The following is a 26,623-nucleotide window of genomic DNA, read 5'->3' as shown; positions in this document are numbered from 1 at the left end:
TCAGGCGGGGCGTGCGTGTCCCACCAGGGACCCACCCAACTCGGCGAGGTCGACGTACTCGGCGCCGAGACGGCCTGCGAGGTCGCGCGCCAGGCCGAGTCGGAAACCCGCGCGGGCCGATTCGCAGTCGACGACGACGGTGCCGAACTGGCCGGTGCGGGCCGCGTCGGCACCGATGCCGTCGGCGACCCGGTGGGCACGGGGCAGCGCGGTGCGTCCGCCTGCGCTCGCGCGTCCGTCGGTGAGGACGACGAGCAGGGCACGGCGATGGGGATCGCGGACGCGTTCGCGGCGGAGGACCTCGTACGCGCTGGTCAGGCCCTCGGCGAGCGGTGTGCGTCCGCCCGTCGGCACCTCGGCGAGCAGACGCTCGGCGAGATCGACGCTGCTCGTCGGCGGCAGCACGACGCGGGCCTCCCGCCCCGAGAACGTGACGACCGCGACCTTGTCACGCCGCTGATAGGCGTCGAGCAGCAGAGAGACGCACGCGGTCTTCACCTGACGGATGCGTTCGGCCGCGCCCATCGACCCTGAGGTGTCGACGGCGAAGACGACGAGGTTGCCCTCCTTGCCGCGACGCACGCTGCGCCGCAGATCCCCCGGCCCGACCTCCACCTCGCACCGAGACGGCCGCGCTTTCCGCGCGGAGTCACCGTCCAGACGCGACGCCGCCGCGACGATCGTCGAGGTGAGCGCGAGCCCGCGGCCACGCGGATCTTCCGGACGCACGGCCCGCACGTGACGGCCCGTCGCGACTTCGGCGGAGGACCGACGCCCTGCCACCCCCGCCCCGGCGTGCGGGAGCGCGAACAGGCGAGTGCGATACGGGCGGTCGGGTCGAGTCCCCTGGGTTCCTCGTGAGCCGGCGGAGTTCGGCCGCGGCGGGCTCTGGGCCTCCTCGGCCTCGCTCGTCCCGGTCTCCCCCGCGTCGCTCGAGTGCTGGGGCTCGGGCGTCTCCTGTGGTTCGGGGGGTTCGGTCGGCTCCGGCGGGGCGCCGCGGTTGCCATCGCCGCCGTCGTCGTCACCGTCATCGGAGCCATCCCCGGCGCCGTCGTCGGGCCCGCCGCCCGGCGGGTCGTCGTCGGGGCCGGCCGGGTCGTCGTCCGGCGGCTCCGGCGGTTCCTCGCCGAGGGTCTCGTCGAGGATGTCCTCGAGGTCGTCGCCGCTGTGGTCGTCGAACGGAGACCGACGGCGCCGGTGCGGCGGGGCGAGCCGGGCCGCGACCCGCACGTCCTCGCCGGTCACCTCCGTGCGTCCGCACCAGGCCGCGTGGGCGCACGCCGTGCGTGCGGTGACGAGGTCGCCGCGCATGCCGTCGACGTCGAACTCCGCACAGATCGTGGAGATCTGGCGCACGGCCGCATCGGTGAGCACGACCTGCGGCAGGAGGTGTTCGGCGCGGGCGATGCGGTCGGCGAGTTCGCGTTGCTCGCCGGCGTACCCCGCGACGAACCCCGCCGGGTCGGCCTCGAACGCCATCCGGCGGCGGACGACCTCGACGCGCACGTCGACCTCCCGGCTCGCCGCGACGTCGACCGCGAGCCCGAACCGGTCGAGCAACTGCGGGCGCAGCTCGCCCTCCTCGGGGTTCATCGTGCCGACGAGCACGAACTGCGCCGCGTGCGAGACCGACACACCCTCACGCTCGACCCGGGCACGTCCCATCGCCGCGGAATCCAGGAGGGTGTCGACGAGGTGGTCGGGCAGGAGGTTGACCTCGTCGACGTAGAGGATGCCGCGGTGCGCCTGGGCCAGCAGGCCGGGCTCGAACTCGACCTTCGACCGTGAGAGCAGCTCGTCGAGGTGCAGCGAGCCGACGACGCGGTCCTCGCTCGCCCCGACCGGCAGCTCGACCAGCCGCACGGGCCGGGTCAGCGCGTCGACCGAGGAGTGCCGAGCGAGGTCGGGACACGCCGGATCGGGCCGGCGTGGGTCACACGCGAACCGGCATCCGCCGATGACCTCGACCGGCGGCAACACGGCCGCGAGGGCCCGCACCATCGTCGACTTGGCCGTGCCCTTCTCACCGCGCACGAGCACTCCGCCGATCCCCGGCGAGACCGCCGCCAGGCACAGCGCGAGGCCCATGTCGTCCATGCCGACGACCGCCGAGAACGGAAACGTCGACGAACCGGTGGTCTTCGACCCCGGGTCGCCCGTCGAGGTGGACGCGTCCGGCGCGCGATTCTCGCTCATCGGCGCCTCCGCCCCCGCGCCGCGCCCCGGACGTCCGAGGTGGCGGCACCGGACTCCTCCTCGTCCTCGTCGGCGCCTTCCAGATCACCCTCGGAGTCGAGGTAGGCCTGGCGCAGCTCGGCGAGGACCTCGGGGTCGGGTTCGGCCCACATCTTGCGGTCGACGGCCTCGAGCAGCCGCTCGGCCATGCCGTGCAGGGCCCAGGGGTTGGAGGTCTCGAGGAACGCGCGGTTGACCGGATCGAGCACGTACTCGCGGGTGAGCTTGTCGTACATCCAGTCGTCGACGACGCCGGTGGTCGCGTCGTAACCGAAGAGGTAGTCGACGGTCGCCGCCATCTCGAACGCGCCCTTGTAGCCGTGCTCGCGCATCGCGGCCATCCACTTGGGGTTGACGACCCGGGCCCGGAAGACGCGCGAGGTCTCCTCCAGCAACGTGCGGGTCGCCACGAGCTCGGGACGCGTCGAGTCGCCGATGTACGCCTCGGGATCGGAGCCGGTGAGCGAGCGCACCGCCGCGACCATGCCGCCGTGGTACTGGAAGTAGTCGTCGGAGTCGGCGATGTCGTGCTCGCGGGTGTCGACGTTCTTGGCCGCGACCCGGATGCGCTTGTACGTGCGTTCCATCGTCTCCCGCGCGGGGACGCCGTCGAGGTCGCGCCCGTAGGCGTAGCCGCCCCACACGCTGTACACCTCGGCCAGGTCGGCGTCGGTGCGCCAGTCGCGCGAGTCGATGAGCTGCAGCAACCCGGCACCGTACGTGCCGGGCTTGGAGCCGAACACGCGGGTACGCGCGGAGCGCTCGTCGACCCCCGCGGCGACGTCGGCCTGCACGTGCGCGCGCACGTAGTTGTCGGAGTCCCCCTCCTCCTGGGCGGCCGCGAGCGCGACCGCGTCGTCGAGCAGAGCCGTGGCGTGGGGGAACGCGTCGCGGAAGAAGCCCGAGATGCGGAGAGTGACGTCGACCCGCGGGCGGCCGAGCTCCTCGAGCGGAATCACCTCGAGATCCTTGACGCGGCGGGACGCGTCGTCCCACACCGGCCGGATGCCCATGAGCGCCAGGGCCTCGGCGATGTCGTCACCCGCCGTGCGCATCGCCGAGGTGCCCCACAGCGACAGCCCGACGTTGGCCGGCGGCTCGCCGTGGTCGGCCACGTACCGCTCGACGAGGGAGTCGGCCAACGCCCGGCCCGTCTCCCACGCGAGGCGGCTCGGGATGGCCCGTGGGTCGACCGAGTAGAAGTTGCGACCGGTGGGCAGCACGTTGATGAGGCCGCGCAGCGGCGATCCCGACGGGCCCGGGGGGACGAAGCCGCCGCCGAGCGCGTGGAGCACTTGGTCGATCTCGTCGGTCGTGCGATCGAGGCGCGGCACGACCTCGGTGGCGGCGAAGCGCAGGATGGCGGCGACCTTCTCGGGGTCGAGACCAGCACCGACGCCCTCGGCACCACGCACGCCGGCCGCGACGAGTTCACGGGCCCGGGGGGCGATCTCGTCGACGGCCTCGACCGCCCACTCCCGCTCCTCCATCGCCTCGACGAGCCCCCGGGCGGCGGCCTCGACGTCGTCGGTCGCCTGTCGTTCCCTGCTGCCCTCGTTCAGGCCGAGGGCCTCGCGCAGGCCAGGAAGCGAGTGCTCCCCGCCCCAGATCTGCGCGGCCTGGAGGATCGCGAGCACGAGGTTGACCCGCGCCTCCCCGGTCGGCGCCTCGCCGAGCACGTGCAGACCGCCGCGGATCTGCACGTCCTTGATCTCGCACAACCAGCCGTCGACGTGGAGGACGAAGTCGTCGAAGAAGTCGGTGTCGTCGAGTTTGTCGTCCAGAGCCCGTTCGCCGGTGAGCCCGAGGTCGTGATCGAGTCGCGCGGCCTGGATGAGGGTCCAGATCTGCTGACGCACCGCCGGCACCTTGGCCGGATCCATGACGCTGACCTGGGCGTACTCGTCGAGGAGCTGCTCGAGCTTCGCGATGTCGCCGTAGGAGTCGGCGCGGGTCATCGGGGGCACGAGGTGGTCGACGAGGGTGGCGTGGGCGCGGCGTTTGGCCTGGGTGCCCTCGCCGGGATCGTTGACGAGGAACGGGTAGATCAGCGGCAGATTGCCGAGCACCGCGTCGGGGCCGCACGTGGCGGCCATGGCCGTGGACTTGCCGGGCAGCCACTCGAGGTTGCCGTGTTTGCCGAGGTGGACGACGGCGTGGGCACCGAAGCCGCCCTCGTCCACGGGGGCCTCGAGCCAACGGTAGGCCGCCAGGTAATGGTGGCTGGGAGCCATGTCGGGGTCGTGATAGATGGCGATGGGGTTCTCGCCGAAGCCGCGCGGCGGCTGGATCATGACGACGACGTTGCCCGCCCGCACCCCGGCCATGATGAGGGATTTCTCGTCGTTGCCTCCGCGGCGGGCGGAGGTGTGCGCATCGACGTACAGCTCGCCGGGCGCCGGACCCCAGGCCTCCTCGACGAGGTCGCGCAGGCCCTGGTCGAGCCGGGCGTACCACTGCTCGTACAGACCCGCGGGCACCCGAAGGGGGTTCGACGCGAGTTGCTGCTCGGTGAGCCACGCCTGGTCGTAACCGCCGGTCGCGACGAGGGCGTGGATAAGATCGTCGCCGTTGCCCGACTCGACACCGGGCAGCGAACCCTCGCCGGCGAGTGGGCCGATGTCGTAACCCGCGTCGGCGAGACGGTGGAGCAGCCGCATGGCGCTGGCCGGGGTGTCGAGCCCGACGGCGTTGCCGATGCGCGCATGTTTGGTGGGGTAGGCCGACAGGACGATCGCGAGCCTGCGCTCCTGCGGCGGGGTACGACGCAGCGCGCCGTAGCTGACGGCGATACCCGCGACGCGCGACGCACGTTCGGGATCGGGGACATACCGCGGCAGCCCGTCGGAGTCGATCTCCTTGAAGCTGAACGGCACCGAGATGATGCGGCCGTCGAACTCCGGAACCGCGACCTGGGTGGCGCAGTCGAGCGGGGTGACGCCGTCGTCGCTCTCGAGCCATTCCTCGCGGGAGGATCCGAGGACGAGACCCTGGATGATCGGCACGTCGAGCGCGGCGAGAGCTCCGGCGTCCCAGGCGTCCTCGTCACCGCCCGCCTGCGCGGCCGAGGGCACGGTGCCGCCGGCGGCGAGGACGGTGGTGACGACGGCGTCGGCGCGCCGCAGGGTCGCGATGAGGTCGGCGTCGGGCTCGCGCAACGAGGTGACGTAGAGCGGCATCGGCACGCCGCCCGCGCTCTCGATCGCGTCGCACAGCGTGTGGACGAACGCGACGTTGCCGCTCATGTGGTGAGCCCGGTAGAAGAGGACGGCGATCGTGGGCTTCGAAGGGTCGTCGCCGTGTTCGGCCTGTGTCGTCCACGCCCGGCAGGAGGCCTGCCCGCAGTTCGGCCGATCGGCCGCGGCCGTGGCGAGACACGCCCCCGTGCAGCCCAGCGATCCCCAGGCCGGCGTCGCCTGCGGTGCCGCGAACCCGTGCCCGGTGAGCAGCACCGTGTCGGAGAGGAACGCGCCGAGCTGGGCGAGGTTCGCGGCCCCACCGTGAGCGAGATAGGCGTGGGCCTGCGTGGCGACACCGACCGGCACCGTCGAGGCGGTCATGAGCTCGGCGTCGGGAGCCTGCTCGCCGGTGAGAACGACCACCGGCCGCGGCTGGCCCTCGGCGAGCAGCAGGGCGAGTCCGTCCTCCCAGGCACGCCGCCCGCCGAGCAGCCGGACGACGACGAGATCGACGCCCTCCATCAACTCCTCGAGCTGCGCGGCCAGGTGCTCGCGCTGTGAGGCGGCATCGTTCTCCTCGCCCTGGGCGAGGTGCAGGCGGTCGAGCCTGACGGGGTTGGCGTGGCGCCACGGCACGGGCGCACCGCCGTCGGCATGAAGGTCGTTCGCGGCGCGCGCGCTCAGCAGATCGGTGTCGGAGGTCGACAGCAGCAGGAACACGGGGATGTGGCCTCTCTCGGGGTCCTCGCCCCGGGGTGGCTTCGGACGACCGGAGTTCCTGACTCCCCCGCGCGCTCGAGACGACCGCACGAGGACACAGTGGCGGGACCGCGCCGGCATCGCACCGGCTTCCTCCGCAATGTCGTTCGAAGAGGTGGCTGACCGGCGCATTCACCGGCCACGAGGCCCTACCTCGGGCCTCGCGAACGAGACTAACAGCGGCCTCCGACAACACGGCGATCGTGCTCGGATCGCGCTGGGATCACGCTCGGATCGCCCTCGCGATCCCACTCGGACCCCAGGCCGGGCGGCGAAGTGACCGCAGGTGGGATCACACTGGTCGGCATGTCGATTCCCCGGGCCGTCGACGCCGCGAACAAGGCGAGGCTCTCACCCCACGCGGCCTTCCTCGTGGTCGTCGCCGTGTTGCTCACGTTGGTGAGTGCCTCGACCTACGGAGCACACGAGACCTACGAGGGCGTCGCCGCGGGTAACGGCATCGAGACGTTCGACATGCCCACTCTCGACGCGGTCCTCGCACTACGCCGGCCGTGGCTGACCGACGTCGCGGTCGGACTCACCTACCTGGCCGGGCGTGCCGGCACCCCGCTGCTCGGAGTGCTCGCTCTCGCCCTGTTCACGTGGCGACGACGCGACTGGGCGCCGACGGTCCTGCTCGTCACCGGCCTGCTGGGGTCGCTCACCATCACGGTCGTCGGAAAGCGCATCTCCGACCGCGCGCGTCCACCCCGGCAGTTCGCCCTCCCGCCGTTCGAGACGTCGCCGTCGTTCCCGAGCGGCCACACGCTCAACGCCACGGTGTTGGCCGTTCTCGTCGGATACCTCGTGTTCATCACGGTGCGGCCGTGGCTCGCGCGCTGGGTCGCGGTGGGGGTGTGTGCGCTCGATCCGGTGTGCGTGGCGGCGAGCCGCGTCTACCTGGGGCAGCACTGGCTCACCGACGTCATGGCCGGACTCCTGATCGGCACCGCCTGGGCGTGCGCGGTCATCCTCGCCCGTCGGCTCTGGGTCCAGATGCGGCGCTACCGGGCCCACCGAGGCGTGCCCCTCGAATCGCCCGCACCGCCACCCGGCGATGCACACCACGGCGGCGCCACGGCCGCCTCGTGACCTCGACGACCGAGCGCGAGACGGCACTCGCGCACGCCGACGACCGGATCGGATCGTCGCCGCCGCAGGCCGTCATCGCCGGTGGAGGCGATACTGCTCTCGGCCCGTCACTCATCCGCCGTCCTCGGCAGGCAGCGCCTCGCGCACGACCGCCAGCGCCTCCTCGCCGGTGAGATCGCCGACGAGCACGCGCACCGCCAGGCCGTCGGCGATCGCGACGAGCGCGCGCGCCCGTTCGCGGCAGGCGTCCGGGCCGCCGGCACCGCGTCCGTGAGCGTCCGGGTCGCCACCGGGTCCACCACCTGCCTCGGCGAGCAACCGGGCCACCTCGTCCTCCTGGCCGCGTTTGGCCTCGGCGAGAAGGCGGGCGAGTTCGGGATCGGAGACCGAGGCCGCGACGTAGGCGAGCCAGACCGTCGCCCCGACGCGTTGTGCGTCGGTCATCGGCACGACGTGCTCGACGGCGAATCGCAACGCCTCCGACGGCGGGCGCGCGTCGTAGAGCGCCTCGGCGCCCGCGAGCATCGCCTGCGCGCTGACCCGCACGAGATCGCCGCGGCCCGCGAAGTAGTGCTGGATTCGGCCGACCGAGACACCGGCCTCGGCCGCGACCCGGCGCATCGTCACCGCCTCGATGCCCTCCCGTGCGATGAGCGACCACACCGCCTGGACGATCTCGGCGCGGCGCTCGTCGTGGTCGACCTGTCGGGGCATGCACAGATCGTAGCAATACGTTCGTATTGAATCGTGTTAGGGTGCCTACGTTCCGAGAAGCCGAGCCCGGAGGCCGCCATGCCCCGCCGCCGACCACGCCTACGACTGCTCGTCACGATCATCGTCCTCGCCCTCGCGGCGATGACCCTCGTCCGCCCTTTCACGAGTTCTCCTACCGTCGGTCATTGGCGTTCGGTCGAGGGGCGACAGGCATACCTGTCCGCGTACGACGAGGCCATGCGCGCCCTCCCGGCACCGACCGCGACGCGCGAGGTACCCACGCGCTACGGCACGGCGGATGTCGCCGCGTGGACCTCGCCGGACCACCGCGGGCGCACACCGGTGGTCCTTCTGCCCGGCACCCGTTCGGGCATCCCCATGTGGGCCGAACAGGTGCGGGAGATCTCCCGCCATCGCGACGTGTACGCGTTCGACGCGGTCGGCGACGCGGGCCGCTCGACGCAGACCGTGCCGATCACCGAGCAGGCGCAGCAGGGCGACTGGGTCGAGGACGCCCTCGCCGGCCTCGGACTGGCACGAGTCCACACCGTCGGCCACTCCTTCGGCGGGGCGACCGCCATGGCCCACGCCCGCAGCCATCCCGGCCGCGTCGCCGGCCTGACCCTGCTCGAGCCCGCGTTCACCCTCGCCTACCCGCCACCCGCGATCTTCCTCTGGGCGACGGTGGCCACGCTGCCGTTCGTCCCCCAGTCGTGGCGGGATCACGCCCTCGCCCGGATCGGCGGCGTCGACGTCTCGGAGGTACGCAGCGACGACCCGATGGGCCGCATGATCGATCTCGCCACGGCCCACTACAGCGGTCACGCCCCCACGCCCGCCCCGGTCGGTGAGGACGTCCTGCGCTCCCTGCCGATGCCGGTCTACGTCGCCATCGCCGACCGCGACTCTCTCGCCGGCGGTGAGAAGGCGGCCGAGCAGGCCCGACTCATCCCTGGCGCGACGGTGCAGACGTGGCCGAACACGACCCACTCCCTGCCGATGCAGGCGGGCCCGGCGCTCACCGACCGCCTGGAGAGCTGGTGGTCGGTGCTGAAGTGAGGTCCGCAATCGGTGGCGGACGCACGCTCCGAGGCGACGGGGACCGGGCCGGGCCGGCGCCGATGTCCACGCCCCGCGCCGGGTGCCTAGGCTGGCCGCGATGCCGACCTCCGAAGCACGCGCCGAGACATCCGCCGTGACGACTCCCGAGCCGACCCCGGCGCGCGAGGTGCTGCGCCGCGTGTGGGGGTACGACGACTTTCGCGGTGACCAGGCGGCGATCGTCGAGGAGATCCTCGCCGGGCGGGACGCGCTCGTCCTCATGCCGACCGGCGGAGGCAAGTCGCTGTGCTACCAGGTGCCCTCGCTCGTGCGGGCGGGCACGGGCATCGTCATCTCCCCGCTCATCGCGCTCATGGCCGACCAGGTCGACGCGCTCTCGGCGCTCGGGGTGCGCGCCGGGTTCCTCAACTCGACCCAGCTCCCCCACGAGCGTGCGGCCACCGAGCAGGCGTTGCTCGCCGGCGAGCTCGACCTGCTCTACCTCGCCCCCGAACGACTGCGGGTCGCCGAGACCCAGCGCCTCCTCGACCAGGCGCGCATCGCGCTGTTCGCCATCGACGAGGCCCACTGTGTCTCCCAATGGGGTCACGACTTCCGGCCCGACTACCTGCGCCTGTCGATGCTGCACGAGCGTTGGCCCGACGTGCCGCGCATCGCGCTCACGGCCACGGCGACCGACGCCACGCGCCGCGAGATCGCCACCCGGCTCGACCTCACCGGGGCCCGCCAGTTCGTCGCCGACTTCGATCGGCCGAACATCCAGTACCGCATCGTCCCCAAGAACTCCCCCCAGCAACAGCTCCTCGCATTCCTGCGCACCGAGCACCCCGGCGAGTCGGGCATCGTCTACTGCCTCTCGCGCGCCTCGGTCGAGCGGACGGCGGCGTTCCTCGAGAAGCAGGGCATCCCCGCGCTGCCGTACCACGCCGGCCTCGACCGGCAGGTGCGCAGCGACAACCAGGCCCGGTTCCTCCGCGAGGACGGCCTGGTCATGGTCGCGACCATCGCGTTCGGCATGGGCATCGACAAACCCGACGTGCGGTTCGTCGCCCACCTCGACCTGCCGAAATCCGTCGAGGGCTACTACCAGGAGACCGGACGTGCCGGCCGCGACGGGCTGCCCTCGACGGCATGGCTCGCCTACGGACTCGCCGACGTCGTACAACACCGCAAGATGATCGAGACGAGCGAGGGCGACGCCGCCCACCGCCGCAACCTCGGGCGCCACCTCGACGCGATGCTCGCCCTGTGCGAGACGGTGACCTGCCGGCGCGAGCAACTGCTCGCCTACTTCGGCCAACCCGGCAGTGGGGCGTGCGGCAACTGCGACACGTGCCTCGAACCACCGCAGACGTGGGACGGCACGATCCCCGCCCAGAAGCTCCTCTCGACGATCGTCCGGCTCGACCGGCGTGGGCAGCGTTACGGGGCAGGGCATCTCGTCGACATCCTCCTCGGCCGCGCGACCGACCGGGTGACCTCCCTCGGCCATACCGACCTCACGACGTTCGGCATCGGCACCGAGCTGGACGAGCGGGGCTGGCGTGGAGTCGTCCGTCAGCTTCTCGCCACCGGGCTCGTCGGCGTCGAGGGCGACTACGGCACCCTCGGGCTCACCGAGGCCTCCGGCGCGGTGCTGCGCGGGGAGCGTGAGGTACCACTGCGCACGGAGCCGGAGCCCCGCCGCTCGCGCGCGAAGGCATCGGGCCGGTCGAGGTCGGCATCCGGGGCGACCGCCGAGCTGTCGGGCCCGCAGGCCGAGCTGTTCGAACGGCTGCGCGCCTGGCGGGCGGCGACGGCGAAGGAGCAGGGCGTGCCCGCCTACGTCGTCTTCCACGACGCGACGCTGCGCGCGGTCGCCGCGCAGGCTCCGACGACGACCGGGGAGCTCGGCACGATCAGCGGCATCGGCGCCGCCAAGCTGGAACGCTACGGCCCCGGGCTGCTGGCGACGATCGCCGGGGAGAACCGCCCCGACGACTCCTCCCGGTGACGCCTGGCACGGCACCGATCGGGACGGGGGTCACACCTGGGCGATCGGCTGGGGTGATGTCGGAGGTGGCCGATATCCTCGCGGACATGGAGCCCGACCCCTTGACCCCGGCCCCGCAGACCTCGGACGACCGCTGTCCCGGCGCGCTGCGGCTGCACGAGGCGGCCGACGGCCTGCTCGCGCGCGTTCGCGTGCCCGGCGGGCTGCTCACGGCCGATCAGGTCGTCGCGCTCTCCGACGCGGCGCGCACCCTCGGCGACGGGATGCTCAGCATCACGGCGCGCGGCAACGTCGAGATCCGCGGGCTGCACGGTGACGACGTGGCGGGGCGGCTGTCGCGACTGCTCGCCGCCGAGGGGCTGCTCCCGTCGATGTCCCACGAACGAGTGCGCAACATCGTCGCCGGCCCCGCCGCCGGGCTCGACGGCCGCGGGTTCGGCAGCCTCGTCGAGGCCGTGAGCCGGCTCGACCGGGCGCTGTGCTCCACCCCGCGCACGGCAGATCTCTCCGGCCGGTTCCTCTTCGGCCTCGACGACGGGCGTGGCGACGTGCTCCCCCTGCAGCCCGATCTTCTGGCCCGATGGATCTCGCCGACGCACGCCGAACTGCACGTGGGCCGAACTCCGGTGGTGCGGCTGCCCGCCGAGCAGGTGCCCGAGGCGCTCGTGGCCGCTGCGGTCGCCTTCCTCGATGCCCGCGATGCGGCCGGCGAATCCGGCTGGCGCATCGCCGATCTCGGCCACCCGGAGGCGGTGGCCGACGCCATCGCCACCGCCGTCACCGAGCGGTTCGCCGAGGCGCACCGCATCGACGAACCCGAACCCCAGACGGGCACCGACCTGCCGCACCCGGGCCCGATCGGCGACGACGCTGTCAACCTCGTCCTGCGTCTCGGTCGCGCGCCGGCCGCCACGTGGATGGCGCTGGCCTCACGCGCCCGGGCGGGCGACGGCCTCGTGCGCACCACCCCGGCCCGCAGCATCGTCCTCGCCGGCCTGAGCGCGGACGTTCGCGCGCACCTGCTCACCGACGCTTCGGCGCTCGGGCTCATCGCCGACCCGGCCGACCCCGCGTACGGCGTCACCGCCTGCACCGGTCTGCCCGGCTGTGATTCCGCCCGTGCCGATGTGCGCGCCGACGTCGTCGCCGACCTCGCCGAGATCGACGCCCACGCCGCGGCCGGCGGCGAGTCCTCCGAGGACCGACTGCCCGTCCACGTCAGTGGATGCGAACGCCGGTGCGGCCACCCGCGACACACGCACCACGAGGCCGTGGCCCGCCCGCGGGACCCGGAACGCGACGCCGCCGACGAGTCCGCTTACGCCACCGCGGTGGTGCACGGTTCTTCCGCCGCGGGCGCGCCGCTGCCCGACGGTCACGACCCCCTGGCCGCGCTGCTCAGCGCCCGGCACGAACCGGCGTGACCCGCGCCTCCGGCTCCCGCCTCACGCACCCACCCCTGACCCCACCGACGAGGACGAACCGTTGACGCACGACTACATCACCGACGGCGCCGAGATCTACCGCCGCTCGTTCGCCATGATCCGGGCCGAATCCGACCTCGCCCGGTTCTCCCCCGACGAGGAGCGCGTGGCCGTACGGATGATCCACTCCGCCGGTGAGGTCGACCTCGCGAAGGACATCGTCTTCTCCCCCGGCGCGGCCACGGCGGCACAGAGCGCCCTGCGCGCCGGCGCCCCGATCCTCGTCGACACCAACATGGTCGCCAGCGGCGTCACCCGCACCCGCCTGCCCGCCGACAACGAAGTCGTCTGCCTGCTGCGCGACCCGCAGGTCGCCGACCTCGCGCGGCGCATCGGCAACACCCGCACCGCCGCGGCCGTGGAACTCTGGGGCGAGCGCATCGACGGCGCCGTCGTGGCCTTCGGCAACGCCCCCACGGCCCTGTTCCACCTGCTCGAGCTGCTGCACGACTCACCGTGGCGACCCGCGGTCGTCCTCGGCATGCCCGTCGGCTTCATCGGCGCCGCGGAGTCCAAGGAGGCCCTCATCGAGAACGACCTCGGCCTCGAACACATCGTCGTCCGCGGCCGCCGGGGCGGTTCGGCCATCACGTGCGGCGCCCTCAACGCGCTCGCCTCGACCCAGGAATGAGCGATTTGATGAGCGACAGCGCGCCCAGCGTCGCCAGTGCCGCCAGCGCCCCCAGCACCTCCAGCGGTCGGCTCTTCGGGGTGGGCGTGGGGCCCGGCGATCCGAAGCTGCTCACCGTCGCAGCGGTCGAGGCGATCCGCGACGCCGATGTCGTCGCCTACCACCAGGCTCCCGGCGGAACCTCGAACGCCCGCAGCATCGCCGCGCCCTACCTGCGCGATGGTCAGGCCGAGGAGGTGCTCGAGTACCCGGTGACGACGGGACGCACGGATCACCCCGGCGGTTACCGCGCGGCGATCGACGAGTTCTACGACGAGGCGGCCGCGCGCCTGGCCGCCCACCTCGACGCGGGGCGTGACGTCGCGATCCTCGCCGAGGGCGACCCGTTCATGTACAGCTCCTACCAGCACATGCACGAACGTCTCGCACACCGCTATCCCACGACGGTCATCCCCGGCATCAGCTCGGTCACGGCCTGCGGCAGCGCTCTCGGCCGTCCTCTCGTGGAGGACAAGGAGATCCTCACCGTCCTGCCGGGCACCCTGCCGCAGGAGCGTCTCACCGAGGCCCTCGCCGAGGCCGATTCCGCGGTCGTGATGAAGCTCGGGCGCACGTTCGGCAAGGTCCGCGACGCGCTCGAACAGGCCGGGCGGCTCGACGACGCCTGGTACACCGAGCGGGTCTCGATGGGCGAACGCGAGGTCGTCCGCCCGCTGCACGAGGTCGATCCCGACTCGGTGCCGTACTTCTCCCTCGCGGTCGTGCCGAGCCGGGTCGGTGCCGCGGACTGGATGCCGAGCGCTGCCCGAGCCGCCGGGTCGCACGACGAGCCGGGCGCGCCCGCACCCGGCTGCGACGGCGTCTCCGAGACGGGCTACGTCGAGGTCGTCGGGCTCGGCCCGGCCGGTCCGCAGTGGCGCACGCCGCAGGTGGACGAGGCGCTGCGCCGAGCCACCGACGTCGTCGGATACACGACCTACGTGCGCCGGGTGCCGGATCGGCCGGGTCTGGTCAAGCACGACAGCGACAACAAGGTCGAGTCCGAGCGCGCGGAGTTCGCGCTCGACCTCGCCGCCCGCGGGCGTCGGGTCGTCGTCGTCTCCTCCGGCGACCCAGGGGTGTTCGCGATGGCGACCGCCGTGCTCGAGGTGGCGGGCGAGCAGCGGTACGCGGGCATCCCGGTGCGGGTGCTCCCGGGCATGACGGCGTCCCACGCGGTCGCCGCGGCCGTCGGCGCCCCGCTCGGCCACGACTTCGCGACGATCTCGCTGTCGGACCGCCTCAAGCCGTTCGACGTCGTCCGTGAACGCGTGCAAGCCGCGGCCCGTGCCGATCTCGTCATCGCGATGTACAACCCGGCGAGCACCGAGCGACGCACGCAGGTCGCCACGATCCGGGACGATCTGCTGTCGATCCGCTCCGCGTCCACGCCGGTCGTCGTCGCCCGCGCCGTCGGCGACCCCGCGGGTGAGCGCATCACGGTCACGACCCTCGCCGAACTCGACCCCGAGGTCGTCGACATGCGCACGATGCTCGTCGTCGGGTCGAGCCGCACGCGCGTCGACCACCGTCACGCGGGCCCGTCCTCGGTCGGCGCGCACGCCCGAGACGAGAAGGGCGACGACGTCGAGCTCGTCGTCTGGACTCCGCGCCGCTACCCCGATGAGACCCACCTCGACCCGACCCCCGCCTGAGGCAAGGAGACTCACATGCTGCGTCACATCCCCCGGGTGCTGTCACCCGACCTCGTCAAGGCCCTCATGGAGATGGGCGAGGGCGACGAGATCGTCCTCGCCGAGGCCAACCTGCCCGCGCACAGCATCCACCACCAGGTCATCCGGGCCGACGGCGTGCCGATGACGACGCTGCTCGAGGCGGTGCTGCACCTCATGCCCCTCGACGAGACCGCCGAGGAGCAGGTCGTGCTCATCGAGCCTGAGGGCGGCGACCGGCCGGCCGGGTGGGAGAAGTACACCGCCGTCTGGGGAGAGGGCGTCGAGGTCGAACTCCTGCCGCGCCCGGCGTTCTACGAGAACCTCGTCGGCACCGCTGTGGTCGTCGTCACGGGTGAGACGGCGCGCGATTCGAGCATCATCCTGCGTAAGGGTGCGCTCGTCTGAGACGCTGGAGTGCATGACTGCCCTCCCCGATTTCTCGGCGAGGACGCTCGACGGTGAGATGCGTGCCCTGTCGGTGTACGCAGATCAGGTCGTCCTCGTCGTCAACACGGCGAGCAGGTGTGGCTTCACCCCGCAGTATCTGGGTCTGGAAGATCTGTGGCAGCGGCGCCAGCACCAGGGCTTCGCCGTCCTCGGCTTTCCGTGCAATCAGTTCGCCCGACAGGAGCCGGGCACCGACGCCGACATCGCACAGTTCTGCATCACCGAATACGACGTGACGTTCCCCGTGTTCTCCAAGATCGACGTCAACGGCCCCCGCGCGCACCCGCTGTGGCGGTGGCTGCGCGAGAGCCGGCACGGCTGGTTCGGCAACCGCATCAAGTGGAACTTCACCAAGTTCCTCATCGGGCGCGACGGTCAGGTCATCGACCGCTTCGCCCCCGTCATCAAGCCTTCGGCCATCGAACGCCACATCGTCACCGCGCTCGCGGCCTGAGCCGGCTCAGCGGTCGATCACCAGAGGCGGGGGCAGCGGGCTCTCGCGGCGTTGAGCCGCGCACGCGGCGGAGTAGAGGTGGGAGTCGCCGAAGTCGCCGGCCTGCAGAGCGCGGCCGACGAACAGCAGGGCGGTGCGGCGGATTCCGCGCCCGCGCACCGTCGTCGCGAGATCGGCGAGCTCGCAGCGTGCGACGATCTCGTCCTCCCGGCTCGCCATGGCGACGACCGCGGCCGGGCAGTGCTCGCCGTAATGCGGCACGAGGGTCTCGACGACGTGCTCGACGAGGTTGGTCGCGAGATGCAGCACGAGCAGCGCCCCGGTGCGCGCGAGCTCGTCGAGCTCCTCCCCCGGCGGCATGGCCGTGGCGTTACGGGCGGCCCGCGTGAGGATCACCGTCTGCCCCACGGTGGGCACCGTGAGCTCCTGCCCCAGCGCCGCCGCCGCGGCGGCGAACGCGGGCACGCCCGGTGTGAGCGAGTACGGCACTCCCGCCGCCTCGAGCCGGCGGATCTGCTCGGAGACCGCCGAGAACACCGACAGGTCGCCCGATTGCAGCCGCGCGACGTCCTCACCCCGTTCGTGGGCGGCGACGAGTTCGGCCGTGATCGTGTCGAGGTCGAGGTCCGCGGTGTCGACGAGCCGGGCCCCCTCCGGGCAGTGGTCGAGCACCTCCGGCGGCACGAGGGCGCCCGCGTAGAGACACACCGGGCTCGATTCGAGGATGCGCACGGCACGCAGCGTGAGCAGATCGGCGGCACCGGGGCCGGCGCCGATGAAGTGCACGGTCACGAGGACTCCTTCTCGTCGGAGGTCGACGGCGCAGCGGACGGCCGCGCGCATGGTGGCGTGGTGAGCCCGACGGCGATGGTCGAACCGGCCGCCGAGTGTTTGGGGACGATGAGGCGCGCGCCGGTGGCGACGACCGCGGCCTCGGCGACGCTGGCCGTGCCGAGGGCTCGCACGACTGCGGAACCGCTCGACGACCGCGTGGGCACGGGCTGGGCGTCGAGCAGCGTGGCGGGAAAGGTGCGTAGCTCGGCCACCAGCTCGGCCGACAGATCGGCCACCCCACCCTCGCGGCGGGCGTCGATCGTCGCGACGACCTGCACGCGGTTCGGCTCCAGGCCGTGCTCGGCGAGGACCGAGGCGAGGTGCGAGCGAATCTGCGCCGCACCGGCACCGGATCGGGCGCCGATGCCGACCACCAGGGGTGCCGTGGCGTCGCTGACGGTCTCGTCGTCCACGCGCGCAGCCCCCGCGGCCGTCGGGCCGGCGCTCGTCGCCGAATGATCGTCCATCACGACCGCCGGCGAGCGAGGAAGAGGTAGGGGCCGGGGTGAGGGCGTTCGTCGTGCGAGCCGTCGAGCGTCGTCGCGACCGGCACCGGCAGAACCCGGGTGTCGAACGCCTCGCCGAGCAGGACGAGCACCGATGCGGCCCGGTCGTATCCCGCGTCGTCGGTGACCATCGCCACCCCCCGCGCGAGCTCGCCGGCACCCGCGTCGGCGACGAGCTCGACGTCGGGCCAGACACCGCCGGTGAGCGAGACGCAGACGACGTCGGCCCGTTCGAGGCGGGGCAGCCGCCCGTGCGCCGTGACGACGGGGCTGGAGGCATCGACGCCGCCATCGACCCGCATCACCGCTGCCCCCCGCTCGGCCACTGCTGCTCCGAGAAGGTCGATGCCGTCGCCTGCCAGCCCGACGAGGTCGCCCGGGCCGATGCCGAAGGCGCCGGTGACGAGAGCGGAGAGCACGTCGTCGCGCACTCGCGCGGCGTCAGGATGAGCACCACGATCGCCCAACCGCCACGGCATGCCGGACCCGGCGGACGGGCCGAGTGAGGTTTCCGAGTTCTCGGGCCAATGCTCGTCGGCCGCTGCCACGACGACGTTGGGCTCGGCGATGTCGGCCGGATCGAGGTCGAGGGCCTCGGCCACGGTGAACCATCGCACGCGCTCGTCGGGTTCGCCGATGCGCTCAACGAGCGCGAGACGCCGGGGCCACGCCTCGAGACCGGCGGCGATCTCACGCAATCCGGCTCCCACGGTGGTCATCACCGCGACGAGGCGGTGGGCACGAACGACGTTGAGCGCGCGGCGCAGATCGCGGCCGACCGTCGAGACGACCTGTGCCTCCTCCCACGGCTGCCCGAGCCGGCCGAACGCAACCGCGCAGGCGGAGGGACCGGGCTCGACGACGATCTCCACACCCGCGGCGCGCAGGCGTCGAACGATGCCGAAGAACCCCGGATCTCCGCTGGCCACGACCACCGCCCGGCGCGGCCCACGGCTCCGCAGGGTCTCGATGGCCGGATCGAGGGGGCCGAGGACGACCCGCCTGCTCGACGGCACGTCGAACGCCTCGAGGTGGCGGCGGCCGCCGACGACGAGATCGGCCTCCGCGATGGCCCGCCGCGCCGAGGCGGACAGGGGCGCGGCCTCGCCGATGTACCCGAGAACCCTCACCGGGAGGGCACGCTCACTCCTCGGATGCCCGTCATCGGTCGAGCCCGCCCCGCTCGGAGCCGCCTCACCCGCCGGACTCATCGGCGGCGGTCTTCGCGAGCGGCCGGGACGATGACCGTCGTGGCGTGTGAGGACGGCGGCGACGCGAGCCCGGCCGGGCCCTCCCCGTGCGAGGCGCGGTCGAGGGCGGTGATGCACTCGTCCGCCAGACCGACGTGCTCGCCGAGCACCGCCCCGTCGAGACGGCCTCGCCGGCTGAGCTCGCCGTGCATCGCCGCGAGGTAGCGGCCACCCCGGTAGGCGACGACCGTGTCGGAGTGTTCGAGCGCGTCGGTGAACGTCGCGAGCCCGGCCGTCGCGGGTACGAGGGTGAGGGACTCGGTGCCCTCCACGAGCGGTGTCCGGCTCGCCGCCGCGAGTGCCTGCATCGCGGTGATGCCCGGCACGACCTCGACCTCCACCCGTGGATCGCGGTCGAGTACCGCCCGGGTCACACGCCCGAACACCGAATAGACGCTCGGATCTCCGAGCGTCGCGAAGACGACGGTCTGCGTGCCCGCGGCGAACGCGCGAGTCACCGCCTCGACGGCCCCCGACTCCAGCGCGGAGTCGACCACCTCTTCGGACTCCTCGCCGGCGGGCACGTCGAGGGCCACGACGGGCGCCGCCTCACCGAGGTGGGAGCGCACGACGGTCTCGGGCAGCCCCGACGCCTCCGTCTCCTCCCCCGGGGGCACGAGCACGAGCCCGGCCTCGCCCAGCACGCGGATCGCGCGGCACGTGAGCAACTCGGGATCACCCGGGCCGAGACCGACTCCGACGAGGCGGCGGACGTGCGACATGGGCTCCTCCTGGCGGCGATCGTGCACTGCTTCTCTCCATCCTGCACTGCCACACCGACAGCCCGTCACCTCGGCCCCGGCCGTCCCGCCCCGCGCCGACGTCCGCACCACGACACCCGAGCCGTCACCCCAGCCGGCACCCGAACCGCCACCCGAACCGCCACCCGAGATGGAAGACGGGATGGCAGCGGAACAGGGGTGATCACCCCGGCTGCGCTGCCATCCCATCTTCCGTCTCGATCAGGGCGAGCACGCTCAGGCCAGTGCCGCGCCGACCACCCTCACCTCACCGGTTCCCCATAGGCCGGCGGCTAGTCTGACGCCGACCGACCCGGCGACGACCGGCCCGGCGCGGCCCTCGCGAGGAGGCACGAGATGAGCACACTGCCCACCCTGCCCGACGACTGGAACACCGCCCTCGTGGTGGTCGCCCACCCCGACGACATCGAGTACGGCCTCGCAGCGGCCGTCGACCGCTGGACCAGCGACGGCCGCACGGTCACCTACCTCCTCGCCACGCACGGCGAGGCCGGCATCGACACGATGGACCCCGCCGAGGCCGCCGTCGTGCGTGCACAGGAGGAGCGCGACGGCGCCGTCGAGGTCGGTGTCGACGTCGTCGAGTTCCTCGACCACTCCGACGGGGTCCTGGAGTACGGCCTCGACCTGCGCCGCGACATCGCCCGGGTCATCCGGGCCCGCCGACCGGAGGCGCTCTTCTGCCTCACCCACCGCGAGCGGTTCGCCGGCGGCGGCACCAACCAGGCCGATCACCGCGTCGTCGGGCAGGCCGCGATGGACGCCGCCCGCGACGCCGGCAACCGGTGGGTCCACCCCGAGCTCAACACCGACGACGAGCCCTGGGGCGGGACGAAGTTCATCGCCTACGCCAATGCGCCCCAGCCCACCCACGCCCTCGACGTCACCGGTCACTTCGACGCCGCCGTCGCCAGCCTCGAGGCGCACCGCCAGTATCTCGACGCGCTCGGCGAGGACTACCCGTCGCCGCGCGAGCTGCTCACCGGCATCCTCACCGGCGGGGGCGCCCTCACCGGTACGCAGCACGGCGTGGGGTTCGAGGTCTTCGACCTCTGAGCTCAGCGCATCACGACCTCATCGGCGTCAGGGCACGAGTCGTCGCGCGACCCAGTCCACGGCTCCTTCGGGATCGGGCACGCACTGCAGCCCCGGCGGCAGCGGCGGCCGGCGCACGATGACCACGGGCAGCCCGAGCTCGCGCGCGGCCGACATCTTCGCGACGGTCGCCCCGCCGCCGCTGTTCTTCGTCACCAGGCAGTCGATGCGCCGGTCGGCCATGAGCGCGATCTCCTCCGGAACGACGAACGGCCCTCGGGCGAGCAGGATCTCGTGCCGCGCCGGCAGAGGCGGTTCGGGTGGGTCGACGCTGCGCAGCAGGCACCACGCCCGCACCCCGGCGAAGGCCTGGGCCTCCTGACGGCCCGTGGTGACGAAGAGGCGGGTGCCGATCGAGTCGGCGAGCCGCGCGGCCTCGGCGACGGTGTCGGTCTCGTGCCAGCGGTCCCCGGCGCGCGGCTTCCACGCCGGCCGGTCGACTCGCACGAGGGGGACTCCGACGATCTCGCTCGCCTTGGTCGCGTTGTGGGTCATCTCCGCGGCGAACGGATGCGTCGCGTCGATGACGAGATCCACCTTCTCGGCGAACAGATGCGCCATGAGGCCGTTGACACCGCCGAACCCCCCGACCCGCACCTCCCCGGGCAGCGCCTCCGGGTGGCGCACCCGGCCCGCGAGCGAGCTCGTCAACTCGACCCCCGGCAAGGTCACGAGATCACGGGCGAGGGCGCGGCCCTCGGTCGTTCCTCCGAGCAGCAGGACACGTGTCGATGCCATGCCCTCCAGTGTCTCAGCCGCAGGTGGCCGCCCCGCCCACGTGCGAACTCCTGCGGCGCGCCGCGGTACCGGGCGGTCGTAGGCTGGACCCATGCCCCGACGCGTTCCCCACTCCCCCGGCGTCCGCCTCGGGCTCACCCCCGGCCTGCCCGACGACGCCTACGCGCACGACGGGCAGATCACCAAACGCGAGGTCAGGGCCGTCACCCTCGCCGCCCTCGCACCCGCCCCGGGCGAACTGCTCTGGGACGTCGGCGCCGGCTCCGGGAGTATCGGCATCGAATGGATGCGCGCGCACCCGCAGTGCCGGGCGATCTGCGTCGAACCCGACCCCGACCGCGCGGCCCGCATCGGCGAGAATGCGGCCCGGCTCGGCGTTCCCGGCATCGAGGTCGTCCTCGGCCGAGCGCCCGACGCGCTCGCGGGCCTGCCGACTCCCAACGCGATCTTCGTCGGCGGCGGCCTCACGAGCCCCGGACTGCTCGACCTCTGCCTCGACACCCTCACTCGCGGCGGCGGACGGATCGTCGCCAACGCCGTGACCTTCGAGACCGAGGCCGTCGTGCTCGAAGCCCACCGCCGCCACGGTGGCGAGCTCAGCCGCGTCGCGGTCGAGCGGGTCGGCCCGATCGGCTCGTTCACCGCCTGGACGCCGGCGCGGGCGGTCACGATCTGGTCTGCGACGATCACCCCATGAGCGCGGCCCTCGTCGACCAGATGCTGCTCCTGGGGTCCACCCCCGAGGGTCGGCACGCGCTGCGCGACCTCCCCACGCTCGTCGCCGGCGCCGCGATGGCCGACCTCGCGGCGCGCGGCCGCATCTCCTGCCCCGCTCGCACCGTGCAGGTCGACGACGACACCCCGACCGGTCACCCCGTCCTCGACAGGCTGCTCGCGCGTATCGCCGACACCCGGCGTGGACGCGCCCCCTGGCGGTGGATCTTCGACACCGGGCGCTCGATCACGCAGGCCGAGCGGGAGCACCTCGTCCAAACCGGTGTCCTCGGCACCGAGGAGGACGTCGTGCTCGGCATGCTGCCGCGTACCCGTCACCCGCTGCGCGACCTGGCGGCCCGTGAGCAGGTCGTCGAGCGCGTGCGCTCGGTCGTGCTCGCTGCGGACGTGCGTGCCGCCGCCGAGGCCGCCGATCCGCAGACCCGGATGCTCGTCGACCTGCTCGGCACGGCCTACCACTCCCGTCGCACGGCCGCCGCGCTCTTTCCCGAACTCGACGCCCGTGCTCTTCGCACCCGCCTCAAGACGGCCCCCGGCAAGCACTGGGTCGTGACGGCGACTGCCCACGCCGTGCGGCTCGTCAACGCCGCCCGCGCCTGATCGTCGGCCATGCCAAGACTTTACGAACTCCCTACTCTTCCCAGGGTTCCGGCTGTCCCGAGCACAAGCCCCGGCTCGTAGCCTGGCAGTGGTTCGTCAGCCTCCCCCCGGCTGTGCAGACCCAGCGGCCCCGGTCCCCCCCACCGGGGCCGCCGTCATGAGTGGGGGCCCTCGATGCGCCGATGACCTGAGGGGGCCAGGCGCCCGAGCCCGGCCTGCCCGGGCCGTCCTCAGCGGACGAGGATGCCCTCGGCGGCCATGGCGCGCTTGACCTCGTCGATCGTCATGTCGCCGAAGTGGAAGACGCTCGCGGCGAGCACGGCGTTCGCCCCCGCCCGTACCGCCGGCGCGAAGTGCGCCGTGGCTCCCGCGCCTCCGCTCGCGATGAGGGGCACCCCGATCCGACCCCGCACGGCCTCGATGAGCTCGAGGTCGAACCCGGCCTTGGTGCCGTCGGCGTCGATGGAGTTGAGCAGGATCTCGCCCGCACCGCGCCGCGCGGCCTCCTCGCACCACGCGAGCGCGTCGATGCCGGTTCCGCGACGGCCTCCGTGGGTCGTCACCTCGAACCCGCTCTCGGGCCGCTCGCGGTCCCCGGCCCCCGCCTCGGTCGGTCGCCACCGGCGCACATCGGCGGAGACCACGAGCACCTGCGCGCCGAACCGCGCGGCGACCTCGTCGATGAGCTCGGGCCGGGTGAGCGCGGCGGTGTTGACCCCCACCTTGTCGGCGCCCGCCCGCAGCAACCGGTCGACGTCCGCCACGGTGCGCACCCCGCCACCGACGGTGAGGGGGATGAACACCTGCTCGGCCGTGCGGGAGACCACGTCGTAGGTCGTCTCTCGGTTGCCGCTGCTGGCGGTGACGTCGAGGAACGTCAGCTCGTCGGCGCCCTCGGCGTCGTAGCGCCGCGCGAGTTCGACGGGATCACCGGCATCGCGGAGGTTCTCGAAGTTGACGCCCTTGACGACGCGGCCGCCGTCGACGTCGAGGCAGGGGATGACACGGGTCGCGAGGCTCACGCGTCCAGTCTAGGGAGGTCGGTCAGGTCGTCGGCCCGTCGCTCGCGCCATCCGGTCTGCCCGGGACCGCGCGCCTACGATGAGGCCGTGCACGTGCCCCACACGAGTGAGCTGTACGCCGTTGCGGCCCGCCGCGCCGCCGCGGCCCGCCGTCGCGGCCGGGCATCCCTCCAACAGCGGTGGCGGCGCCTGCGCGAGCGCCTCTTCTTCATCACCCAGATCGCGGTGTCGGCGGCCCTCGCCTGGTTCATCGCGGGTCGCGTCCTCGGGCACCCGAGCCCGTTCTTCGCCCCGGTGGCCACGGTCGTCGCCCTCGGTTTCTCGTTCGGGCAGCGCATCGAGCGGGCCGTCCAGATCGTCCTCGGCGTCGCCGTCGGGGTCCTCGTCGGCGACCTCGTCGTCTGGGTGGTGGGCAGCGGGTACTGGCAGCTCGCGCTCATCGTGTTCGCGTCGATGGCGATCATGACGCTGGTGGACGGACGCGTGCTCACGACGATCCAGGCCGGCCTCCAGTCGGCGATGGTGACGATCCTCGTCGCGGGGCCGAACCAGGCGTTCTCGCGGTGGATCGACGCCGTCGTCGGCGGGCTCGTCGCGCTCGTCGCCGCGACCATCACCCCCGCGGCGCCGTTGCGCCGTCCGCGTCAGCACACCTCCGAGATCGTGCGCGACGTCTCCGACCTGTTCGCCGAGACCACCGCCGCGCTGCGCGAACGCGACCTCGGCCGTGCCACCGCGGCGCTCGACCGCGCGCGGGACGCCGAGAGCATGCTCGACACCCTGAAGTCGCTCGCCGACGACGGCCTCGCGGTCATCCGCTCCTCACCGTTCCGCCGCGGTCACCTGCCCGCCGTGCAGGAGATCGCTGACCTTCACGAGCCGCTGGAGCGCGCGATGCGCAACCTGCGGGTGCTCATCCGGCGCGCCACCATCGCGCTGCGCCAGGGCGAGAGCGTGCCCAAGAACTACATCGACATGGTGAGCGAACTCGCCGACGTCACCGCGGGCATGGCCGACGATCTCGGCCGCCGCGAGCTCCCCGCCGGCCACCGGGCCGAGCTCTACCGCCTCGCCGAGGCCACGACGTACGTCACCTCCCGCCCGACCCTGTCCTCCGAGGTCATCCGGGCCCAGGTGCGCTCGATCGTGCTCGACCTGCTCATGGTGAGCGGACTGCCGTTCGAGGAGGCGATGATCGGCATCCCCTCCTCCTACAGCCTGCACGGCGAGGAGGACGAGATCCTCGGTGACGACTTCGACGGTCGCGACGACGAGCAAGAGCACGACGAGCACGACGACACCGCAGGAAGAACGGTCGGAGACTCCGCGCAACACGAGGGCCTCATGGAACACGACGACATCCCGGTGCACGGCACCACGGAACGAGGTCGAGACTCGGAGCCTCGCCGCGGTGGCGGGAAGGAGCGTTAGCGGAAGTCCTGCGGGGGATCCTGCGGTTCGTCGTTCATGTGCTGATCTGTGGGCCCCGGTTCACCCTCGACCGGGCCACCGGCTCGCGTCGGCCCCGCTTCCCCCGGCTCCCGACCGGCGTGGAAGTCGATGAGCGCGGCGAGCCGGGCCGCCTCCGCTCGGCCGAAGGCGCCGTCAGCCTTCTGAATCGCCATCACCGGCACCGTGTCGGCGTCCCACGTGTCGAGGTAGGCCCACGGCGATCCCCCGCCGAACTGCAGACGCACGATCTCGCTCCACTCCAGGCTGCGGGTGAGCAGGAGGTTGCGCACGACGATGCCTTCGCGACTCGGAACGGCGCGGATGAACGCGAAGCGCAGGAGGAACGCGGCGATCGCGATCCCGAGCAGGAACATGAGCAGCCGATCCGAGATCGCCCAGTCGTTCTTCTGCGCCGCCTGACCCGGCACGAACACCGCCGACCCGGTGAAGACGAGCACCACGAACACCGCCGCGACGATGGGCACGACCCGACCCCGCCGCGGGCGGATCTGGGCGTACGGGTTGCGGCGGGGGGCGGCGCCGCCGACCCGGTGAAGACGAGCACCACGAACACCGCCGCGACGATGGGCACGACCCGACCCCGCCGCGGGCGGATCTGGGCGTACGGGTTGCGGCGGGGGGCGGTGGTCACGGCTGGTCCTCTCGGGGGTGCGTCACAGCCGGCAGGCGGCGATATCGGTGACGAGGATGCCGCGGGCCCCGAGGCCGTACAACTCGTCCATGACCCGGTTCATCCCCTTGCGCGGCACCATGGCCCGCACGGCGGCGTACTGGGCGTCGTGCAGCGGCGAGACGGTCGGCGACTCGATGCCCGGGGTGATCTTCGTGGCCCGGTCGACGAGTTCGACGCGGATGTCGTAGTCCATCATCACGTACGTGCCCGCCGTGATGACGCCGGAGAGCCGACGTTTGAGTACTTCGAGCCGGTCGGACTGTTCGGGGTCGGGGCGGGCGATGAGCACGCCCTCGCTGTGGAGGATGGGCTCACCGAAGGTGACGAGGCCCTGGTTGCGCAGGGTCGTGCCGGTCTCGACGACGTCGGCGATGACGTCGGCGACGCCGAGGGTGATCGAGGTCTCGACGGCCCCGTCGAGCCGCACGACCTCGGCCTCGACGCCACGCTCGGCGAGGTGGTCGCGCACGAGCCCGGCGTAGGACGTGGCGACGCGCTTGCCCTGCAGGTCGGCGGCCGACTCGGCCACACCCGGCCGGCCGGCGAAGCGGAACGTCGAACGCGCGAAGCCCAGCGGGAGCACCTCGTGGGCGACGACGCGGGAGTCGAGCAACAGATCGCGGCCGGTCACACCGGCGTCGAGAGTGCCCGCACCGACGTAGACGGCGATGTCGCGAGGACGCAGGTAGAAGAACTCGATGTCGTTGTCGGAGTCGACGAGCACGAGCTCCTTGGAGTCACGACGAACGGAGTAGCCCGCCTCCTTGAGCATCGTGGCGGCGGACTCGGCGAGCGAACCCTTGTTCGGGACGGCGACGCGCAGCATGGCTGGTGGGATCTCCTGGGACGTGGCGAGACGGTGAGGCAGGTGCCGGCGGCATCACTGGGCGCGCGGCGGGGCGAGTCACAGGTGGCGGTAGACGTCCTCGAGCGAGATGCCCTGGGCGACCATGAGCACGAGCGTGTGGTAGAGCAGTTGGCTGATCTCCTCGGCCGAACGGCTCTCGCCCTCGTGCTCGGCGGCCATCCAGACCTCGGCGGCCTCCTCGACGACCTTCTTGCCGATGAAATGCACGCCGGCGTCGAGTTCGGTGACGGTGCGGGAGTCGGCCGGACGAGTGGCGGCCTTGTCGAGGATCTCGGCGTACAACTGCTCGAAGGTCTTCACGAG

Annotated in this window: 24 protein-coding genes and 1 riboswitch; of the genes, 12 read left to right on the top strand and 12 right to left on the bottom strand. The window is 72.6% G+C overall.

The genetic code is table 11. The annotated features are described in order from the left end of the window. Both BN1197_RS13540 and cobN read right to left on the bottom strand, forming a co-directional pair. Complete coding sequence (locus BN1197_RS13540) at positions 1–2,196, bottom strand: VWA domain-containing protein (RefSeq protein ID WP_082043907.1); 2,196 nt, start codon at positions 2,194–2,196, stop codon at positions 1–3. Then, a complete protein-coding gene (gene cobN, locus BN1197_RS13535; protein ID WP_052466746.1) occupies positions 2,193–6,134 on the bottom strand; it encodes a cobaltochelatase subunit CobN in 3,942 nt (1,313 codons plus the stop codon). The genes BN1197_RS13540 and cobN overlap by 4 nt, the downstream gene beginning before the upstream one ends. A gap of 33 nt (positions 6,135–6,167) precedes the next feature. Next, positions 6,168–6,293: riboswitch (cobalamin riboswitch) on the bottom strand. Between the two features lie 186 nt (positions 6,294–6,479). On the opposite strand from cobN, the gene BN1197_RS13530 reads away from it, so the two are divergent. Beyond that, positions 6,480–7,265 (top strand): phosphatase PAP2 family protein, encoded by a 786-nt coding sequence (locus BN1197_RS13530; RefSeq protein ID WP_052466745.1) that lies wholly within the window; start codon positions 6,480–6,482, stop codon positions 7,263–7,265. Positions 7,266–7,376: 111 nt separating this feature from the next. Here the strand turns inward: BN1197_RS13530 and BN1197_RS13525 are convergent, their stop codons facing one another. After that, complete coding sequence (locus BN1197_RS13525; protein WP_040160589.1) at positions 7,377–7,979, bottom strand: TetR/AcrR family transcriptional regulator; 603 nt, start codon at positions 7,977–7,979, stop codon at positions 7,377–7,379. 78 nt (positions 7,980–8,057) lie between these two features. Here BN1197_RS13525 and BN1197_RS13520 point away from each other — a divergent pair, with 78 nt between their 5' ends. The 7 genes from BN1197_RS13520 (at position 8,058) to BN1197_RS13490 (ending at position 15,765) form a co-directional block, all read left to right on the top strand. Further along, the gene (locus tag BN1197_RS13520; RefSeq protein WP_040160586.1) at positions 8,058–9,038 is read left to right on the top strand and encodes an alpha/beta fold hydrolase; all 981 of its coding nucleotides are present in this window, start codon (positions 8,058–8,060) and stop codon (positions 9,036–9,038) included. 100 nt (positions 9,039–9,138) lie between these two features. After that, positions 9,139–11,034 (top strand): DNA helicase RecQ, encoded by a 1,896-nt coding sequence (gene recQ, locus BN1197_RS13515; protein WP_052466744.1) that lies wholly within the window; start codon positions 9,139–9,141, stop codon positions 11,032–11,034. A gap of 86 nt (positions 11,035–11,120) precedes the next feature. After that, positions 11,121–12,458 (top strand): hypothetical protein, encoded by a 1,338-nt coding sequence (locus tag BN1197_RS13510; RefSeq protein ID WP_176489767.1) that lies wholly within the window; start codon positions 11,121–11,123, stop codon positions 12,456–12,458. 61 nt (positions 12,459–12,519) lie between these two features. Beyond that, positions 12,520–13,149 (top strand): precorrin-8X methylmutase, encoded by a 630-nt coding sequence (locus BN1197_RS13505; protein ID WP_040160584.1) that lies wholly within the window; start codon positions 12,520–12,522, stop codon positions 13,147–13,149. A gap of 8 nt (positions 13,150–13,157) precedes the next feature. After that, positions 13,158–14,843 carry a precorrin-2 C(20)-methyltransferase gene (locus BN1197_RS13500; RefSeq protein WP_052466742.1) on the top strand — a complete coding sequence of 562 codons (1,686 nt, stop codon included), beginning with the start codon at positions 13,158–13,160 and terminating at the stop codon, positions 14,841–14,843. 15 nt (positions 14,844–14,858) lie between these two features. Next, on the top strand, positions 14,859–15,269 hold the full coding sequence (locus tag BN1197_RS13495; protein WP_040160581.1) for an RbsD/FucU family protein: 411 nt from the start codon (positions 14,859–14,861) through the stop codon (positions 15,267–15,269). Positions 15,270–15,282: 13 nt separating this feature from the next. Further along, positions 15,283–15,765, top strand: coding sequence for a glutathione peroxidase (locus tag BN1197_RS13490; protein ID WP_040160578.1), 483 nt, complete (start codon positions 15,283–15,285; stop codon positions 15,763–15,765). A gap of 6 nt (positions 15,766–15,771) precedes the next feature. On the opposite strand, the gene cobM is transcribed toward BN1197_RS13490, so the two are convergent. The 4 genes from cobM to cobI are packed head-to-tail and all read right to left on the bottom strand — an operon-like array spanning position 15,772 to position 19,077. Then, on the bottom strand, positions 15,772–16,557 hold the full coding sequence (gene cobM / locus BN1197_RS13485) for a precorrin-4 C(11)-methyltransferase (RefSeq protein ID WP_040160576.1): 786 nt from the start codon (positions 16,555–16,557) through the stop codon (positions 15,772–15,774). Further along, on the bottom strand, positions 16,554–17,012 hold the full coding sequence (locus BN1197_RS13480) for a cobalamin biosynthesis protein (RefSeq protein WP_176489766.1): 459 nt from the start codon (positions 17,010–17,012) through the stop codon (positions 16,554–16,556). Before BN1197_RS13480 ends, cobM begins: the two co-directional genes overlap by 4 nt. 53 nt (positions 17,013–17,065) lie before the next feature. Then, entirely contained in the window at positions 17,066–18,316 is a 1,251-nt protein-coding gene (gene cbiE, locus BN1197_RS13475) for a precorrin-6y C5,15-methyltransferase (decarboxylating) subunit CbiE (protein ID WP_082043905.1), read from the bottom strand. Next, entirely contained in the window at positions 18,313–19,077 is a 765-nt protein-coding gene (gene cobI / locus BN1197_RS13470) for a precorrin-2 C(20)-methyltransferase (RefSeq protein WP_040160574.1), read from the bottom strand. Before cobI ends, cbiE begins: the two co-directional genes overlap by 4 nt. 375 nt (positions 19,078–19,452) lie before the next feature. On the opposite strand from cobI, the gene BN1197_RS13465 reads away from it, so the two are divergent. Beyond that, on the top strand, positions 19,453–20,172 hold the full coding sequence (locus tag BN1197_RS13465; protein ID WP_040160568.1) for a PIG-L deacetylase family protein: 720 nt from the start codon (positions 19,453–19,455) through the stop codon (positions 20,170–20,172). A gap of 27 nt (positions 20,173–20,199) precedes the next feature. Here the strand turns inward: BN1197_RS13465 and BN1197_RS13460 are convergent, their stop codons facing one another. Further along, positions 20,200–20,949: a cobalt-precorrin-6A reductase gene (locus tag BN1197_RS13460; protein ID WP_040160566.1), complete on the bottom strand. Its 750-nt coding sequence runs from the start codon at positions 20,947–20,949 to the stop codon at positions 20,200–20,202. Between the two features lie 91 nt (positions 20,950–21,040). On the opposite strand from BN1197_RS13460, the gene cbiT reads away from it, so the two are divergent. Both cbiT and BN1197_RS13450 read left to right on the top strand, forming a co-directional pair. Continuing rightward, complete coding sequence (gene cbiT, locus BN1197_RS13455; protein ID WP_052466736.1) at positions 21,041–21,646, top strand: precorrin-6Y C5,15-methyltransferase (decarboxylating) subunit CbiT; 606 nt, start codon at positions 21,041–21,043, stop codon at positions 21,644–21,646. Beyond that, a complete protein-coding gene (locus tag BN1197_RS13450; RefSeq protein ID WP_040160563.1) occupies positions 21,643–22,284 on the top strand; it encodes a GOLPH3/VPS74 family protein in 642 nt (213 codons plus the stop codon). Before cbiT ends, BN1197_RS13450 begins: the two co-directional genes overlap by 4 nt. Positions 22,285–22,514: 230 nt before the next feature. Here BN1197_RS13450 and hisF read toward each other — a convergent pair whose 3' ends face one another. Further along, entirely contained in the window at positions 22,515–23,306 is a 792-nt protein-coding gene (gene hisF / locus BN1197_RS13445; RefSeq protein WP_040160560.1) for an imidazole glycerol phosphate synthase subunit HisF, read from the bottom strand. Positions 23,307–23,393: 87 nt separating this feature from the next. Between hisF and BN1197_RS13440 the strand changes: the two genes are divergently transcribed. Next, positions 23,394–24,737 carry an FUSC family protein gene (locus BN1197_RS13440; protein ID WP_245851941.1) on the top strand — a complete coding sequence of 448 codons (1,344 nt, stop codon included), beginning with the start codon at positions 23,394–23,396 and terminating at the stop codon, positions 24,735–24,737. Here the strand turns inward: BN1197_RS13440 and BN1197_RS13435 are convergent. From BN1197_RS13435 to BN1197_RS13425, 3 genes are all read right to left on the bottom strand, one after another. Then, positions 24,734–25,243 carry a PH domain-containing protein gene (locus tag BN1197_RS13435; RefSeq protein WP_245851939.1) on the bottom strand — a complete coding sequence of 170 codons (510 nt, stop codon included), beginning with the start codon at positions 25,241–25,243 and terminating at the stop codon, positions 24,734–24,736. The genes BN1197_RS13440 and BN1197_RS13435 overlap by 4 nt on opposite strands. A 189-nt stretch (positions 25,244–25,432) precedes the next feature. Then, complete coding sequence (hisG, locus tag BN1197_RS13430) at positions 25,433–26,278, bottom strand: ATP phosphoribosyltransferase (protein ID WP_040160558.1); 846 nt, start codon at positions 26,276–26,278, stop codon at positions 25,433–25,435. A 78-nt stretch (positions 26,279–26,356) separates the two neighbouring features. Next, positions 26,357–26,620 (bottom strand): phosphoribosyl-ATP diphosphatase, encoded by a 264-nt coding sequence (locus tag BN1197_RS13425; RefSeq protein WP_040160555.1) that lies wholly within the window; start codon positions 26,618–26,620, stop codon positions 26,357–26,359. Positions 26,621–26,623 lie beyond the last annotated feature (3 nt).

Origin of the sequence: Mobilicoccus massiliensis (genome assembly GCF_000826525.2) — a bacterium.
In the GTDB taxonomy this organism is placed as follows: Bacteria; Actinomycetota; Actinomycetes; order Actinomycetales; family Dermatophilaceae; genus Mobilicoccus; species Mobilicoccus massiliensis.
The sequence above is the reverse complement of the archived record's forward strand: the minus strand, read 5'-3'. Positions and strand labels throughout refer to the sequence as shown.